Source organism: Thalassoglobus polymorphus (assembly GCF_007744255.1).
Lineage (GTDB): Bacteria > Planctomycetota > Planctomycetia > Planctomycetales > Planctomycetaceae > Thalassoglobus > Thalassoglobus polymorphus.
The window spans coordinates 4,573,395-4,588,825 of the sequence record NZ_CP036267.1; the positions used below are offsets into that span (position 1 = coordinate 4,573,395).

Below are 15,431 nucleotides of genomic sequence, written 5' to 3' on the forward strand. Positions count from 1 at the left end.
AGCTCAATCTTATGAGATGTCGAACCCAGACTGTTTCAGCAATCGTTTTTGTTTTGCTGTTTGCGTCAGTTGCATTTGCTCAACAGACTAAAAAGTCTCGCAAAAAACCTGCCCCTTTCAAGTGGGTCAACACGCTGCCGAAGAATGCCTCGAAGGCAATCCAGCACGCAACTTTTCACAGCGATGCGAACGACATAGAGGTCGGGTACTGCATTTTACTTCCGCCGGGCTACAGCCAGAAGAAAAATGACGATCAGCGATACCCGGTTGTGTACTGGCTCCACGGAGGTCGTCCCGGTAGCGAGACCAAGAATATCTCGATGGTGAAATACATTGAGCCGGCGATGAAAGATGGAAAAATTCCGCCGATGATCTACGTCTTCCCCAACGGCGGAAAGCTCAGCCACTATGATCACGCAGAGTTCAAAGGGGAGCAGGCGTTTCTGGAATTGATTCAGCACATCGATGCGACATATCGCACAATTGCAGATCGTAAAGGCCGAGCCATCGAAGGGTTCTCTCAGGGTGGACGGGGAGCAGGTCGCGACATGTTCAAGCATCCCGAGTTATTCTGCTCAGCCGCCCCATTGGGTGGCGGCCATCAGCACGAGAAGCGAATCAGTGAAAGTGAAGGAGCCGAAAGCAAAAATCTAACGATCTCTCCTCCCTGGAATAACACTTGGGATCTCGCCAAAAAATACGCAGAAAAGAAGAACGCTCCGAAGCTGCGAATTCTGGTCGCTGTCGGAACTGAAGACTTCAATTTTGAGGCCAATCAAGAATGGTCAGAGCACATGAAGAGCTTGGAGATCGACCACGAATTTGTCATCGTTCCTGACATCCCTCACAGCTCACAAAAAATGTACGAGAAGATTGGCGACGACATCATGAGCTTTCATGTTGAAAGCTTCCGTCAAAGCGGCGGGTTGAATCGCCCTGAATAACAAAGTTTGAACTCAGTCTCGTGAAATGGCGTACTCGACACAACGAGATACGCTTTTCACGGATCAATGGTAGAGCAACCTGCTCGAAATAATTGAAATGAATTTCACACCAGATGAACTCCTCGAAGGCTCGATTGAAGACGTACGCAACCGTCTCAAACAAATCGACGCTGACGCCACTGACGAACTGATCGAAAACGTTGTCAGGATTGTCGTTGATCCTCAACGTGCAGAAGTTGTACGCGTAGAAGCAGCCATGACGTTGGGGCGTTGCTCAACAGAGGAGTGTCGAAGTCGACTCAAGCAATTCCTCGGCAGCGAAGATCCGATTCTGCGTCGACTGGCGACCGCTGGCTTGGGCGAAGATCGTTCAGACTCCACGATCCTCTGGCTCATCGAGATGTTAGCTGACGACATTAACAAAGTCCGAAACGTCGCTGAGCGTTCGCTGCTGAAGCGTCTTTCTCATCTCGGAACAGCCGGCATCGACGCCCTTCTCGAAACGCTCGCCCATTCCGATCCACTCACTCGCTCTCCCGCAGCCAGGTTACTTGGTCAATCCCAAAACGAACGCGCACTTGCTCCGCTGTTAGAAATGTTACAGTCTGAGGAATGGTTAGAACGAATGTGGGCTGCCAAAAGCCTCGGAGACTTAGGCAAGGCAGACGCAGTTGAGGCACTCACAGACCGCCTTCACAATGACGAGAAGAATCGCGTCCGAGCAGCTTCCTCGGAAGCTTTGGGATCGCTTCGACCAGAGAACATCCACGAGCTTCTCAAGCACGCAGCTGACAACGACGAAGACGAAGGCGTCCGCAAAACCGCCCACGAAGCACTGCTCGCCCTCAGCTTCGAAGCCGAAGATTCCGAAGTCGATCCTTTCGCAGACGATTGAGTCCTATCCTTCAAGCTCCCCAACACAAAACAAAAGAGAAAGGAGTGACGAGGTCCCTGCCTTACCGTCACTAAAACAGTTTTGATAAAGGTGTAGCAGTCCTGTCTCGTGGAGATAAGTGCTTCATCACATGAACAGCATTCTTCGCGGACACAGAAAACACGAAAGTGTTCTAGACAACCACAATGTTCATTTTATCTTGGTGTATTGCCGGATTGCTAATCGGTCTCTCGCTAATTGGATCTCTTGCACAATGGAACGCGATTTTCCTCGCTATCCGTCGGATGCGTTCGGATAAAACCGCCAGCGGATATTCATGTGTTCCTCTGGTAATTGGGCTTCTCGGCGTCATCGGCATGTTGTTGGCACCAGCTGTACTATTGCAACAAATCTGGTGGGTTCCACTGATTGTAGATCCAGGGTCGGCGCTAATGTGCACTACGGGGGCAGTCTATGGAATTGGTTATCTTGTACGCCGATTTACCAGACCGACAGCTTAGATTTTACAAAAAACCGAAATTAGCAACTGTCTTGGACTTCAAGTGGTTTATCGAGTTAGAGATGATCATTTGCAGTAGGGTCTGCTATGCGGACCATGATGTTCCTGATCGTGCCCCACCTACCAGAACAAGATTGGGCACAGCCTGTGATCGACCTTGCTCTTATCGCTCTGAAAGATGATCATAGATTTATTAGACAACCTTCAAGTTGCATCGGGCGAAAAGAGCCTGATCTACTTCACTAAAAAATCCCTCCCAACTCTACACTCACCACGCCCATTACTCCTCTCCGTTACGTGCTGAGCGTGCCACCCGTACTGTGATTCCGAAGGCACTAAACTTAATGCGGGAACAGCAAATTTCTGGCTGAGAAATTTTAGAAATCATTCATTCATAATAGATTCTTTAACTTCATGAGTTGTAGGAATCGACAGTTCTTTCTGCAACCATTCGATAAGTGCCTTACCACGCCTTCCAAACTTGAATTCACGATTATCAATATCGATCAATCGTGTTGCGTACTCCCTCGCAATTCCTACTTTGGAAGGTTTCTTTTTTAATCCGCCAATTCTGACTGCAACATCATTGGTCCACTTCGAGATTTCAACGACTGTATCTTCTTTATCAAATTTGTCATTAAAATCTTCCAAAAGCTTATCCTTCAAAGACTCTTCATTGGGTGGCGTTTCTCCCAGAAACGAAAGTACCTTTACTACGAAAGCTGCAACAGCAGGTACATATATTTCCTTTATCATTGGAACATGGTCTTCGATAGAAGTGTCGGTCGTTAAAGTTTTGCTTGGTATCTCTTTGTCCTTCAGGACATTAGAGATAAATTTAATTCGATCTTTCCCTCCTTTGTCCCCATCACAAACTACTGCAATTTTAGGAACAGGTTCTGTTTCGAGTAGAAGTCGCAACAGAGTGTCTGTATTTTTCGATTCCGATGTTGACATGACGGCTAACGAATTGATCTCCATGTCAACCTTACCTGCAAGCACAGCCTTCTGGACAATCGCGTAAATGTAGATTGGGTCTGAATCCCCTTCCGTCAAAAGTACATGATTTGCAAACAATATAGAGCCAGTCAAACTCAATCCAAGTGCATTAAGAACGGATTGCCATCTTCCCGTGTAAGGTTTTCCGTTGATCGTGGTCCCTTCTTCGCTCTTCATGATTAGTCGATGACGAGTCGGAAACGTCTTGTTAATCATGAAAAGTGAATGAGTCACATAAAGAACCTGACTCTCGCGAGAAAGAGCTTCCAATACCTGTAAGAGGTCATATTGACCTGATAGATGCAAAAACAATCCAGGCTCATCAAAGAGCAGAATGTAGGAATTGGCGGGATGGTCTTTTTGCCTAGAATGAAGAATGGTCTTTAATGAGAAATAATGAGTAAATCCACTGCTACGCCGGGATGCACGCACATATCGACTCGCTACTGAGGGATCTTGAATTTGCAGATCGATTCGATCTTCTTTTGAGTCGTGAGTAAGTCGGAATTGCAAATCTTGTCCTTGCGACCAACTTTGTTTCAGAGTCTCGTTCAAGACGTCAGAAGCCTGCGATACCTGCATTTGAGTTCGATCATTCTGCTTAAACAAAGTGGTCGCATCATTTGGATTGATCCCTGCGTAATAAAAGATTCCTCTCATGAATTCGTTTTCGTCACCTTTAAGCTCTTCAGCAGTCACGCTATCTGAAAGTTTCGTGATCGGCTCAATGAGTTCAAACCTTGGTAAGTAATCAAAGAACTCATTCTGGACTTCATCTTGAAATTCCTCCAATCCTTCAATTTCTAATTCGCCAAACAAACCAATTCGAGAAAGTGTAATTGTGTCGGGAATGTGATCAGCTTCCAAAAGGTCTAATGGCTCCTCAGGTAAGTCTTCAAAATCACTTTCAGTCGTTGTTGGGGCGGGTGGCTGAGGCGGAGTTGCTGGAGCTCCGCCTTCTGGGGATGAAGTAGCATTTTCTGGTACAATTTGCTCTTGTTCTAATTCATCATCTTCAATATCGGAATCTCTCTCATTAATTTTCTCATTGATCTTTTTTCTCGCTCGATTCTCAATGTCGATCAAAAATCCCTTACTTTTTGAATCCAGCTCAACTGTTCCTACTACCGAAGGTAATTCATCACTTTTAGACTCGCTGTCCCAGTTTAGATCGTCTTGATCGAAATCATTGCTGCTATTTAGATGCAGAAGTGATTTCAATAAATTGGATTTACCATGATCGTTCGGACCAACGATTACTGTTACGCTTGGCTCGACGACAAACTCCAGGGGTTTGCGAATTGAGCGATACCCTTCTATGCGTGCTTTTTGCAATCTCATGTTTATTCCTTCTTATATCTACCTGGAGTTCCCCAAGGGACAGTAGCGACTGTCCCTGACGCAACGACTAATTTGGCGCGAAGTAGTGCGGACATTGTTGCAGGCGGAATGTGATTCACTGGCAAACAGCATCCAAAACAGGTCCTGCCCCCCAATTGCTCGAAGAGGTCATTCCTCGTGCTTCATGATCCTTGTTCTTAACGTGTGTCATTCCTTAAAGATCAATTGTACCGCGTCAGCAATGACGTGGCCGTTTGTGCCTTTGTTGGAAATGGTGATCACTGCCTGCTCTTCGAAGTCGAACGTTCCCAGGGTGGTGAAGAGTTCATCGTGCTCGGCCGGTTTCTTTTGGTTGACAGTAACCGTCACGGGATTCCCTGTTTCTCGAATGGTGACAGGGACGTTGCTGGCCCGGTTGGAACTGGCAGCGTAGCTGAGGCGGACTTCGTAGCGCCCCGGTTTGGGGAGGTCGACCTTGAATTGAACCTGCAGATTTCCTTTTCTTTCATTGTCGTCATGCAAGTAGCTGCTTCCGACAAATGCTCCGACAGAGGTGCTCGGCTTCCAGCCTTCAAGTTGCTCAAGGTCATCGGTATCGATAACGATTCCTTTCAGAGATTTTTTGCTCACACCGTTTCGGTGACCGCCACGAACAGGGCCGTCGTATTCCAGGACTTGACCATCTTTCTCGAGCTGTTTTCGAAGAGTCTCGTAACTGACGTCTTGCACGCTCACATTGTTATCGATGGCCTGCGACGCGGCTGTGGCTGCCGATTGACCAAGAATCATGAAGACCGGTTCCATACGAATTGATCCAAACGCGATATGCGAACTGCTGATGCAAACCGGCACGAGGAGGTTTTCACACTGCTCTTCTTTCGGGACCAGTGACCCGTACGAGATTTGATATGGCGGGGTTCCGACGCCGATGTCGCCTTCGTTTTGCACAAAACCATCTGGTTTGACGTATCGCTGCACGTTGTGGGAATCCATCGTATAGGACCCCATTCCGACCGGTTCGGGAGTCGTTCGCTGATGCAGGCAGTCTTGCTCGGTCATCACATATTTGCCGATCATTCTGCGTGCTTCACGAACATAGATTTGATGGGGCCAGTTCCCGTTGTCTTGAAACTCATCTTTCGGCAGGCCCCAGGTGGACATTTCCTTTCGAACTTCTTCAGGCACGCGCGGATCATTCGCAAGGAAGTACATCAGCCCTTTCTGGTAAGTTTCGTGCTCTGCGATGATCTCTTTTCGCCGCTCGTAGCTTCCGTCCGGGTAATCGTAGTTATACCCGATGTTGTCGGTGCTGAAGGGGCCGTGGTTGTTGGTGTCGGTCTTCTTGTTTGGAATGGGATCGAATTTCCGAAAGGTTTCGCGCCAGCCTGATTCAAAGACTCGTACTAACAATTCGTACTGCTTTTCGTCGTATCCATCCGGCTTGGGAAACGGGATGCGATTCGCTGGATGATTCGTTAAACACATTCGAAAACAATATGCCTGCACCCGATGGTCCCCTGCTCCTTTGACTCCGGGATCTTCTGCACTGATTCTTGGGAGCAATCCGGAAGAGGGATCACCTTTGACGACATAAGGATCAACTGGCTTCTTGAACCAGTGACCATGATGGAGAACTCCGGTTTGAATGCCATTCCATTTCTCGCCGTAGGTCTCTGTCGACTCCCGACCGACGTGATAGTCGACATTCGCAGTCGCCAACAGGTCCCCTTCGTAGGTGGCATCGATAAACATCTTCCCGCGAAAAGTTTTCCCGCTAAGCATCTTGATCGAGGTGATGCGTCCCTCTTTCAGCGTGACACCAGATTCACGATCAAGCCATTCATCGCGGAGGACTGGGATATCGTAATCCTTAATGAAATCCTCGAAGACAGCTTCTGCAATGTGCGGTTCAAAAATCCACATCGTCCGCTGCGTTCCGTCGATGGCAGCGGTTCCCTGTCCTTTGTTTCCGTACTCTTCTCGCTTCTGCCATTTCCAGGCATCGTTGTCCTGATACTTCTTCCAGACACGATGATAGAACTCGCGCGACAAACCTCCAATGACCGCTTTGTTCCCAGTGTCGGTCCAGCCGAGTCCACCGGACGAGAGACCACCCAAATGAGTATCTGGGCAGACAATCACAACGCTCTTCCTCAACTTCTTCACTTGAACGGCTGCGGTCACTCCAGCAGAAGTTCCACCATAAACAACGACATCATAGTCGTTCGCGAGAGTTGGAATCGCGATCAGACACAGGGAAAGAGAAGCAATCATTTTCAAGAGCATCGGAGGTTTCCGTAACTTTGGTCGTGAAGTTCTATACAGAAATGGTTGGGCCATCGAATCGAAATTGAAAGGTGAAAGCGACATCGTTCAACAGTCGCACCAAATCGATTTCGTAATGTGGCAATTCATTTTCACAGATGACAATAGTTAAACAAGGGACGACCTCGCGATGGGTAGCAGCGAAGAATATTTTTCAGATTCGACTTGCCCTGCCGGCAACACTGTTATACAACTGTAGTCACTTCAGTGAATTACACGAGGAAACCCAAATGCTTGTACGCGTCGAGAAAGGTTCTGCAGTGCCGATCTCCCGGCAGATTGCGGATCAGGTCCGGGCGCAATGCCTGTCCGGGCGAATAAAGCCCGGAACTCAGATTCCTTCGGTCCGGCAACTTGCTCGCGATCTGGCGGTGAATCAGAACACGGTGCTTCGAGTCTACGAAAAACTGACCGCTGAGAAACTTCTGGAGATGAGGCACGGCGAAGGAACATTCGTTTCCAATAACCTTCCGACCGAGCAACTCAACGGTCAGCGAACGCACTTCTTTGATGAGATGACGCAACTGGTACGCCACGGGCGGATGCTGGGAATTAATGACTCTGGGCTGCATGCCCTGCTTGACGATGCGTTGAAACTGTCACTGCAACAGGACCACTCTTCCGAGTCGAAAGGAGAGCACAAATGACTGATTCTGTGATCGAAACCAAGAATATTCACAAGCAGTTTGGAACTAACATCGTTCTGGATGGCCTGGACATGGATGTCAAGAAAGGAGAGACCTTTGCATTCCTGGGGCGGAATGGGGCTGGAAAGACGACAACAATCAAATCACTCATGGGACTTGTGAAACCGGATTCTGGATCAATTTCCGTGCTGGGGAATGATCCAGCGATCGATCCAATTCAAGTCCGCAGTACTGTCGGATATTTGGCGGAAGATCAGACGATGTTCGGCTGGATGCGAGTAGAGCAACTGATCCGATTCATCGCACCGTTTTATCCCACCTGGGATCATCAGTTAGCACAGCAGTATGTCACTCAGTTTGACTTGCCATTGCGTACGAAAGTGAAACACCTGTCGAAAGGGCAAACCGTTCGCGTGGGGTTGCTGCTCGCTTTGGCTCACCGTCCGGAACTCGTTGTCCTGGACGATCCTGCACTCGGGCTTGATCCGATCATGCGGCGAGATTTCAACAGAGATCTGGTGACGCATTTACAAGCTGAGGGGCGGACTGTGCTGTACAGTTCGCACCTGTTGTACGAAGTCGAACCAATCGCAGATATCATCGCGATTTTGCACGAGGGAAAAATCGTTCGCCAAGCTCCGACAGAAGAGTTAAGAGCTCAGGTGAAACGAATTTCTATCGACACTGCTGCGGTCGCCAAAATTGGCTCGAAGCTCAAAATTCTCGATGGGCGAGTCAGTGCAGGCGAAGTCAACCTGACTGTCGACGACGCAGTCAACGCAATCGAGTTGCTGCAGCGGGCAGGGATCGAACACCGCACGGTGGACTTGAATCTGGATGAAATCTTCGAAGCTTTTGTCGCTGGCCAAAGGGAAATCCGGTTCGATTTTCCGGAAGTTGAAATTGCGAATCAGCCGGTTTAGTCGAACACGTTAAGTGTCCGGAAAAATTCTGAAAGACCTGCTTACATAAAGAGCCAATCTATGAACATCTGGAAAACGTTGATCTGGAAAGAGTTTCATGAGCAGAAGTGGAAACTGCTCTCACTGATTGGAATTGTTCTCGCAATTTTAATTGCCGGGCTGATCGAATCCGAAGGGAAAGATCTGGTGGGAGTTGTGGCTGTGATCTACAGCTACGTTCTCCTCGCCCCTCTCTATTTGGGAATGGGAGTTAGTTCGGGAGAGCAATCGAGCAATTCTATTGGCTTCGTGCGTACTCTTCCATTTTCAAGTTGGAAAATTGGTTTGGTGCGAGTGGTTGTCGGCTGGTTTGTGCTGGCGATCCCGCTGCTTGTAAGCATGATCGTCTTGATGTGTGCGGCAGCAGTGCTCACCAGACTTGGTCTTCTCAATCCGAATACACTCCAGGAACTCTTTATCGGCAGAAAAGTTTCAGCGAATTTCAGCTTGTTCCTTGTCCACATGCTAGGCCTTGGAGTCTGTACGAATTTGTACGCCTGGATCGTAGCGATTACTGTGAATCAGAAGTCTGATCTACGTGCCGGATTAATTGGAATCGTTCTGATCGTTTTGCTGTTCTATGTCGGGATGGTATCTGTTTCGAGTGCCTCAGCTCCAAAGAGTGCCGGGTTAGTGAGGCTCACGATCTTCTCGATCACTCCCGCTTTTTACCTGATGCTTGATCGTTTTTTTCAGCAACCTCATTTGCTGTTCGCGTTCTGCATTCAAGCTGGAACGATCATCACCTTATGTGCCATCACTGCCCGCAGATATGGAGGCAAACGTGTTCTGAGCCTCGATTTCTTGAATCGATTTCAGTTCGTTCCAGAGCAGAGCCAAAGCAAACTCGGTCCGCCTATAAAATCAGCCCGATCTTCCCTGTTCTGGATGCAGTACCGACAATCAATTCCGGTTGTTGTGGCTGGAATTACAGTTGTCTTGTTGCTGTCCGGAATGGAACAAATGAGTCAGGAGCGTTCCAGATTTATCCTCGACCAGTTTGCCCCCTTCATGGGATGCGTACTCGCACTGATCATTGGCACGGGGACCTTCGTGCATGAACTTGAACCGAACCTGTACACGTTCTGGAGATCGCGGCCGATCTCACCCCGTCGCTGGTTCTGGTTGAAGTATTTTGCGGGAGCGATTGTGATCGTCGGATGCTTCGATCTGCCAATGACAGCCCTGCACCGAATCACAACTCACATACCTTCCCCAGAGTTAATACACCCAATGTTTCGACAGGAATACTACCGAGAGCTTGTCCTGTACGGTGTGAGTTCGATCTTCCCGATATTGCTGCACTTGTTTGTTTATTCAATGGCGGCCTTGGCAGCGTGCAGCGTTCGACACCCGGTCTATTCACCAATCCTTGCAGTCTGCGGAGCTCTAGCGATTATTCTCGGACCGGAAGCGATTTACAGCCTTCATCCGATCTCGTTCCTCAGCGCCTGGGGCGACGTCTCTTCCGGACACACGGGATACGATCCCTGGTTCGCACTGCTGGCCGGACCACTGATATTGGGGCCGTTTATTATCGGTGGAGCGACTCTCTCTGGCTGGTTGATTAAGAAAGAGATTTCATTGTCGCCGGGGTAAATAGTGTGCGCTGAAGCGTCCCTTAAACGGGCCATTCGTGGCCACAAGCGTTGCAACTGAAGCCGACGATTGTGCCAGTCCCGGCGATTTTGGCTCCGTTGCGTCCGTATTGGCTGTCTTCCAGTTCAACAGGCTCGACTGTGACCCGTGAGCAACATGGGCAGCTTTGATTTTCTTTACGAAGACGAGCACGCTGTTCGATCCCGGTTGAGCGAAAGCCTTTTGATTTTGAAGCGTATTCTTTGAAAGAAAAGATCTGCGGTTCTTCGATGAGATCGGGACCGGCGAAGAGAGAGAGTTGACTCATCCTTGAGTCCTTTCAACTTGGAGAATTGAAGGAGGTGTTGTGTACTGACTCAAACCGAATTCGCGTTGATCGAGTCAGCGGCTGACGCATCCAATGCGTCTACGGCAGAATTTACCTTTGGATTCTCACGATATCAACAGTTCATTTTTGCAACAGCCCGCTTCAGACAGCACACCCCACAACATGTTGTGGGGTGTTGCACATAGGCTACATGATTATGTTGAAAAATAGCCTCTGTAAAAGTGTCAAAAACTGCCGAAAACGACCTCGCCGTCAGCGATTGTCTGCAGCACGTGCAGCTTCGCATTCGCCGAATCATGCTCAAACAGCACAAAATCCGCAGGCTTTCCGACTGCGAGCTTTGCACACTCTACGTGTGAAATTCTGGCGGGGTTGATGGTCGCCATGTCCCAGGCGTCAGCGAGCGAACAGCCGGTCATCTCGACCATTGTGGCAATGCAAACATCAGTCTGAACACCTGATCCAGCCAGGAATTGACTTTGCCCTGCGATAACGACTTTTCCACTTTCCAGGACTTCAAACTTTGCTCCGTGGTAGTCGTGAACGCCCGGCTCACAACCTGCCAGTCCAGAGGCGTCGCACGTCAGAACAATTCCATCTTTCCCCTTCGCGAAGTAGAACGAACGGACGACGCTTGCAGGGAGATGATGACCATCAGAAATGATGCTGGCTGTTAATTTCGGTTCGCCAAGTTGATCCCAGATATAGTTGGGATGTCTGCGAAGAGTTCCGTGAGCACCATTTCCTAAATGCGTACTGAGAGTGGCTCCGGCGGCGACGGCAGCTCCGATTTGTTCAGTATTCGCAGCGGTATGTCCGATGGAGATTGCAATCCCGTTGTTCACACAATTGGTGATAAATTCCGGTGCTCCGGGGGATTCAGGAGCGAGCGTCAACAAGCGAATTCGATTTCCTGAAGCGGCCTGTAATCGCTGAACTTCGTCCCAGTCGCAAGCTCGGACCTGATCGAGAGGATGGGCTCCTCGTGGTCCATCTTCAGTCGCAATGTATGGCCCTTCGAGGTGGCAGCCGAGAACCATTCGATTCGCCCAGGCTTCCTTTTCGCAAGCTTGCCGGATTATGGCAAATCCATTTTCGAGAGCTTCATAGGAGTTGGTGATCAAAGTCGGGAACAGATGCGTGATTCCGTACTGGTAATGTGCCCGGAGGGCTTCCAGGCACTTTTCCACCGTCAATTTTTCATCACTAAACCATGTTCCGCCATATCCGTTGATTTGCAGATCGAACAGGCCGGGAGCAACGATTGGGAGTGTTTCTGCACTCTCGATCTCGTTTATTGCTGCAATCTTTCCATCTTCAACGACAATCTCGACTGGTTGTTGGCTACGGAACTCTCTGGCTTGAACTCGCATGAAAATGAAACTCTGCTAAAAATTAACAAACGGATGTGTTCAACTTATCGTATTGAAAACGTCCGTCCGCGCACACGCTACCAGTCTGATTTTGCCGGTGAGTATTTTAGAACTGATCCTGAAACTTAAAATCGCTCTCTCAAACGTTGAAGAAAGCAATTATTCCAAAAGTTTTCGAACTGATTTTAGAACTGATCCTGAAACTTAAAATCGCTCTCTCAAACGTTGAAGAAAGCGACTATTCCAAAAGTTTTCGAACTGGTTTTAGAACTGATCCTGAAACTTAAAATCGCTCCCTCAAACGTTGAGAAAAGCAATTATTCCAAAAGTTTTCGGACTGGTTCTGGATCGAGCCTACAAAAGCAGACCGACTCCATCCGCGCGGCAGCCTGAATCCTCCTGACTTCGATCGTGATATGATCAAACTCCACAAATTCAAATTCCACAATCTCCGCGGATTTACTGTCATCGAATTTGTCACGGTGATTTCGATTATCTTTTTGCTCATCGCACTTCTACTCCCGGCGATTCAAAAAACTCGCGATTCTGCCAGATCAGTCCAATGCAAGAACAATATGAAGCAAATTGCGTTGGCGCTTCACAACTACCACGACGCTCAAGCAACCTTTCCACCGGGATATATTTCCATCATGGGAATTCGGGAGAAAAGCTTGCAGAATGAATGGGGATGGGGAGCGTTGCTGCTCCCGTATCTTGACCAAACCCCACTCTTCCTACGAATAAATTTCGAGACAGGCGTGAATATCTCGCTAAGCAACTCCAGCGACTCAGCACCTGCTGGAATCGCTTTCACGACTCCAAACGCGTCGCTCGTCGCAACACAAATCTACTCATATTCATGCCCCATTGACACCATCCATTTTGAGTCTAAAGAGTACGAATCGCTCGTAAAATCAAGGGCATATGCTTATTCAAGCTACTCCGCAATCACAGGCGTAAACTGGATGGACTTGCCGTGCGCAACTGTCGTCGCCAGCCTCAAACATGAAGATCTGACGCTCACCGAAGAGCCGTGTCTGCCAGCTGAGGGAGTCTTCTACCTCAATAGCCGAGTCCGCTTCAAAGACATTCGAGACGGCGGTTCTCAGACATTGCTAATCGGTGAGGCCTCGCTTCGGATGCCACGCAAATCGACAATCATCAGTCTTCCGTTTCAATTCCAGCAAAAACAGGTGAAAGACTGGCGATTGAACTGGGCTGGCGTCTCCACTCCTCTCAATCAGGAACAAGTTCTGACTGCAACCACTGAAGGCATCAACAAAAAATCCACCAAAGGTTTTTTCAGCGGCCTGCAAAGTTCCCATACCGGCGGCGCTCATGCCGCGCTGGCAGATGGATCGGTTCGATTCTTCTCAGAAAATATCGATTCGAGTACACAAGCCCCATACGGAGTGCTCCAGCACCTATCGACAATTCAAAGCAACGATCTCGCCGATAAATTCTAGAGCAGTTTACTCTACCGTGTGCCCATGAAGAACGGTTCTCTTTGGAACGACGCTGCGTTTCACGAGAGAGTATACGGACTATCATCTCTGAAAATTCTCAAGAGCTGTCCGGAAAACCTGATTTTGGCCTCTCGGGCACTGAGGAAATCGATCATCATAGAGATCTGCGAGGAAGACCCCATACGCATCAATCAGCTCTTTGGTTAGGCTATCTACCCCATTCTCAGGAATCTGTGGTTTCGAATACTTACGGGTTTCCTGTATCGGTGGAGCGTGCTTTTCATGGAACAAATCGTGGATATTCACGAGGTCGCGCGTTTAGGTCGTTTTCAAAAAACTCTACAAGCAGTCTCAAAACCTATGGAATTGCGACCTTTCTCTGTATCAGAGAAGTGAACAGCAAGTTTTGAGACCAGTTCTAAAATTTCAGGACTCGGAATCGTTTCCCCTTGAGTTTTTGAAGTTCGAGACATTGAATGCTCAGCAGAAATTAAGGATGATAAGAGAGTTCATTATGGAGACTTCCGAAACAGAATTGGTGATCAGTTCCAGCGTTGCGATTCCTTTGGCTGAAATTCACTTTGAATTTGTCAGAAGTTCGGGGCCAGGTGGTCAAAATGTGAACAAGGTGAACTCTCAAGCACAGCTTCATTGGAATCTCGAAGAGTCGACCGCACTCTCCGGGCCAGTTAAAGAACGGTTAAGGCAGCGAGAAGCAAATCGAATCAATAAGCTAGGGGTCATGCGGATTGATTGCCAAACTTCACGAGACCGTGAGAAAAATCGCCAGGAATGTTTGAACCGCTTGAAAGAAATCATCGTTCGGGCCATGGAAGTGCCCAAGGCGAGGAAGAAAACACGAACTCCTCGTTGGGTCAAAGAAAAACGCTTACGTAACAAAAAAGAAAAATCGAAGTTGAAACGATTACGTCGTCCACCTTCGTTGAACGATTAGTCCATATGGCAGAATCCCGCGAAACATTGGGTCATTCGGAAAACAATAAAGTTGCCGTGCATCCTCGGGAGCAGGTAATTTTCTATCGGAGTGTCGCGCACTACAGTCCTCTGGGCCGATGCTGGCATCTTGAGGTTCATGGCTCAATCTTCGCCCCCACACGTCGGCATATCCGCAAGCATGTCCTGCTGCATCTCTTCAAACGGGTGGTTAAGCCTGAGAAGGGGAAGCAGACACACAAGCGGTTCAAAGATCGAGCGTACCTCTTTCTGAACGTCAACAAACGAAACAAGTCCGTTCCGATTGCGATTGCAGAAAAAGCCTTTGAGCTTCCTCGCTCGTCGCCAGACGGGCAGTTTTACACAACCCTGACAGTTCCGGAATTGGAATTGGAACCATCGATTCAGGTCGATGAATTCGGCCGCAGATTTGTCGAATTTGCTGCCCACCTTCCGGAAGAAGATGAGCGACTGTTCGCCGGAGAAATTGAACTGATTCCGCCGGAAGGGATCTCAATCGTCTCTGATATCGACGATACAATCAAAATCACGAATATCGCTGACCGTAGAGAACTTCTGGCGAACACATTTAGTCGTGAGTTTCAGGCTGTTCCGATGATGGCGAAAATTTACCAGGACTGGGCCCGCGCCGGAGCCAGTATTCACTACGTCTCTTCCAGTCCCTGGCCGCTCTATCAACCGATGCTCGCGTGGCTGGACAAGGATGAGTTTCCACTTGGAAGCGTTCATTTGCGCAACATGAAATTGAGCGAACTTCGTAAAGACTGGAAACGCCAAATCGCATACGAGTCAAAGCGTAAAACGATTCAAACATTGATGCGGACCTACCCGAGCAGACGGTTCATCCTTTGTGGAGATTCCGGCGAACGCGACGCCGAACTCTATGCAGAAATTGCTTCCCAATTCGGTCCCCAGGTTCAGCACGTAGCGATTCGGTATATCGAGAATGGGCATCACAAATATTCACGCGATGTCATCCGTCGCATTCTCTCAAACATCCCGGAAGAGAAACAGACGGTCTTCGACTCACCCGAGGAGATCCCTGCATTGATTCCGGATGCTGTTTCCAGTTGATCGA

The 15,431-nt window shown here is 48.7% G+C and carries 12 protein-coding genes; 8 read left to right on the top strand and 4 right to left on the bottom strand.

Annotation, left to right across the window (positions count from 1 at the left end):
- The first annotated feature begins 11 nt into the window (after window positions 1-11).
- Together Mal48_RS16465 and Mal48_RS16470 are read left to right on the top strand one after the other, a co-directional pair.
- A complete protein-coding gene (locus Mal48_RS16465) occupies window positions 12-944 on the top strand; it encodes an alpha/beta hydrolase (RefSeq protein WP_197441765.1) in 933 nt (310 codons plus the stop codon).
- 97 nt (window positions 945-1,041) lie between these two features.
- Window positions 1,042-1,839, top strand: coding sequence for a HEAT repeat domain-containing protein (locus tag Mal48_RS16470; protein WP_145201967.1), 798 nt, complete (start codon window positions 1,042-1,044; stop codon window positions 1,837-1,839).
- 883 nt (window positions 1,840-2,722) lie between these two features.
- Here the strand turns inward: Mal48_RS16470 and Mal48_RS16475 are convergent.
- The gene (locus tag Mal48_RS16475) at window positions 2,723-4,678 is read right to left on the bottom strand and encodes an ATP-dependent nuclease (RefSeq protein ID WP_145201970.1); all 1,956 of its coding nucleotides are present in this window, start codon (window positions 4,676-4,678) and stop codon (window positions 2,723-2,725) included.
- Between the two features lie 207 nt (window positions 4,679-4,885).
- A complete protein-coding gene (locus tag Mal48_RS16480; RefSeq protein WP_145201973.1) occupies window positions 4,886-6,964 on the bottom strand; it encodes an FAD-dependent oxidoreductase in 2,079 nt (692 codons plus the stop codon).
- Between the two features lie 269 nt (window positions 6,965-7,233).
- On the opposite strand from Mal48_RS16480, the gene Mal48_RS16485 reads away from it, so the two are divergent.
- From Mal48_RS16485 to Mal48_RS16495, 3 genes are read left to right on the top strand one after another with little or no spacing between them, the layout of a single operon-like run.
- A complete protein-coding gene (locus tag Mal48_RS16485) occupies window positions 7,234-7,650 on the top strand; it encodes a GntR family transcriptional regulator (protein WP_197441766.1) in 417 nt (138 codons plus the stop codon).
- Window positions 7,647-8,573 carry an ABC transporter ATP-binding protein gene (locus tag Mal48_RS16490; protein WP_145201979.1) on the top strand — a complete coding sequence of 309 codons (927 nt, stop codon included), beginning with the start codon at window positions 7,647-7,649 and terminating at the stop codon, window positions 8,571-8,573. Before Mal48_RS16485 ends, Mal48_RS16490 begins: the two co-directional genes overlap by 4 nt.
- A 60-nt stretch (window positions 8,574-8,633) precedes the next feature.
- On the top strand, window positions 8,634-10,211 hold the full coding sequence (locus tag Mal48_RS16495; RefSeq protein ID WP_145201982.1) for a hypothetical protein: 1,578 nt from the start codon (window positions 8,634-8,636) through the stop codon (window positions 10,209-10,211).
- 22 nt (window positions 10,212-10,233) lie between these two features.
- Here the strand turns inward: Mal48_RS16495 and Mal48_RS16500 are convergent, their stop codons facing one another.
- Window positions 10,234-10,518, bottom strand: coding sequence for a hypothetical protein (locus Mal48_RS16500; RefSeq protein ID WP_145201985.1), 285 nt, complete (start codon window positions 10,516-10,518; stop codon window positions 10,234-10,236).
- 245 nt (window positions 10,519-10,763) lie between these two features.
- The gene (locus Mal48_RS16505) at window positions 10,764-11,912 is read right to left on the bottom strand and encodes an N-acetylglucosamine-6-phosphate deacetylase (protein WP_145201988.1); all 1,149 of its coding nucleotides are present in this window, start codon (window positions 11,910-11,912) and stop codon (window positions 10,764-10,766) included.
- A 416-nt stretch (window positions 11,913-12,328) separates the two neighbouring features.
- Between Mal48_RS16505 and Mal48_RS16510 the strand changes: the two genes are divergently transcribed.
- From Mal48_RS16510 to Mal48_RS16520, 3 genes are all read left to right on the top strand, one after another.
- Complete coding sequence (locus Mal48_RS16510; RefSeq protein ID WP_145201991.1) at window positions 12,329-13,378, top strand: DUF1559 domain-containing protein; 1,050 nt, start codon at window positions 12,329-12,331, stop codon at window positions 13,376-13,378.
- 514 nt (window positions 13,379-13,892) lie between these two features.
- On the top strand, window positions 13,893-14,333 hold the full coding sequence (gene arfB, locus Mal48_RS16515; RefSeq protein WP_197441767.1) for an alternative ribosome rescue aminoacyl-tRNA hydrolase ArfB: 441 nt from the start codon (window positions 13,893-13,895) through the stop codon (window positions 14,331-14,333).
- 5 nt (window positions 14,334-14,338) lie between these two features.
- Entirely contained in the window at window positions 14,339-15,427 is a 1,089-nt protein-coding gene (locus tag Mal48_RS16520; protein ID WP_145201997.1) for a phosphatidate phosphatase App1 family protein, read from the top strand.
- Window positions 15,428-15,431: the final 4 nt, after the last annotated feature.